A 1,282-nucleotide genomic window follows, 5' to 3' on the forward strand; every position below is an offset into this window, starting at 1 on the left:
TAGACCCGCTGTTCCGCTCGGCGGCGCTGAGCTTCGGCGCAAGCGTCGTCGGCGTGCTGCTGTCGGGCGCGCTTTCCGACGGCACCGCCGGCCTGCGGGCAATCAAGGCGGTCGGCGGCCTCGCGGTGGTCCAGCATCCCAAGGACGCGCTGGTGCCTTCCATGGTGGAAAGCGCGCTGCGTTATGTCGACATCGATCATTGCGAACCCGCCGCCAAACTCGGCGGCTTGCTGGGCAAGCTGGCGGCCGAGCCGGCCGGAGAAACGTTGCCGGCCCCACCGACGGTCAGGCTGGAGGCCGCAATCGCGGCACAGGAGCATTCGACCATGAAAGAACCAGATCGACTTGGGCAACTGTCGGTGTTTACATGCCCGGAATGCCACGGGCCGCTGTGGGAGATCGAGGACGGTGACATGCTGCGCTATCGGTGCCATACCGGGCACGCTTTCACCGCCGATGCGATCATGGAGGCGCAGGCGATCGAGGCGGACGAGATCCTGTGGAGCCTGCTGCGGTCGCATCAGCAGCGGGCGGAGTTTGCCCGGCGCATGGCGGAGCGGGAGAAGACGCGACATCGCTCCCAACTCGCCAGCGAGTTCGGCAAGCGGGCGAGGGAATACGAAGCGGATGCCTCCGTCATCGAGCGCATCCTGGAAAGCAGGCGGACACAGGTAACAGGCAATGGCGCAGGCGGCGAGGAAGGCAAGCACAAGGAAGGCACGGACTAGCCCGCGCCAGGATGAGAGAGAGCCCGCGCTGTTCCCTGTCATCGGCATCGGCGCATCGGCCGGCGGCATCGCGGCGTTGCAGAAGTTCTTTCCGGAAGTGCCGGCCGACAGCGGCTTTGCCTATGTCGTGATCCAACACCTCGATGCCGAGCATGAGAGTGTGCTCGCGAGCATCATCCAGCGCTCCACCGCGATCGAAACGCAGACCGCGGTCGAAGGCGCGGAAGTCGAGCCGAACAACATCTACGTCATCCCGCCGGGCGTCTCGGTGACCATCCGGGGACAGCGTTTCAACATGGCCAAGATGGCCGCCACGCGCGCGAAGCGGACGCCGATCGACGATTTCTTCACGTCCCTGGCACAGGATCAAGGGGAGGATGCGGCCGGGCTGATCCTTTCCGGAACCGGCAGCGACGGCACGATCGGGCTCAGGGCAATAAAGGAACATGGCGGCCTAACGCTGGCGCAGCAGAGCGCCGAATATGATGGCATGATGCGCAGCGCCGTGCAGAGCGGCCTGGTTGACATGGTGCTGCCGGCCGAGGAGATGGCTG

2 protein-coding genes are annotated in these 1,282 nt (G+C 65.5%); both read left to right on the plus strand.

The features are described from left to right. A partial coding sequence (locus CK222_RS31395) for a chemotaxis protein CheB (protein ID WP_095802996.1) occupies positions 1-728 on the plus strand: 728 nt, incomplete at its 5' end. After that, the coding region (locus CK222_RS31400; RefSeq protein WP_141247185.1) for a chemotaxis protein CheB at positions 682-1,282 on the plus strand (601 nt) is incomplete at its 3' end. The genes CK222_RS31395 and CK222_RS31400, both read left to right, overlap by 47 nt.

It is taken from the genome of Mesorhizobium sp. WSM3866 (assembly GCF_002294795.1).
Taxonomy (GTDB): Bacteria; Pseudomonadota; Alphaproteobacteria; order Rhizobiales; family Rhizobiaceae; genus Mesorhizobium.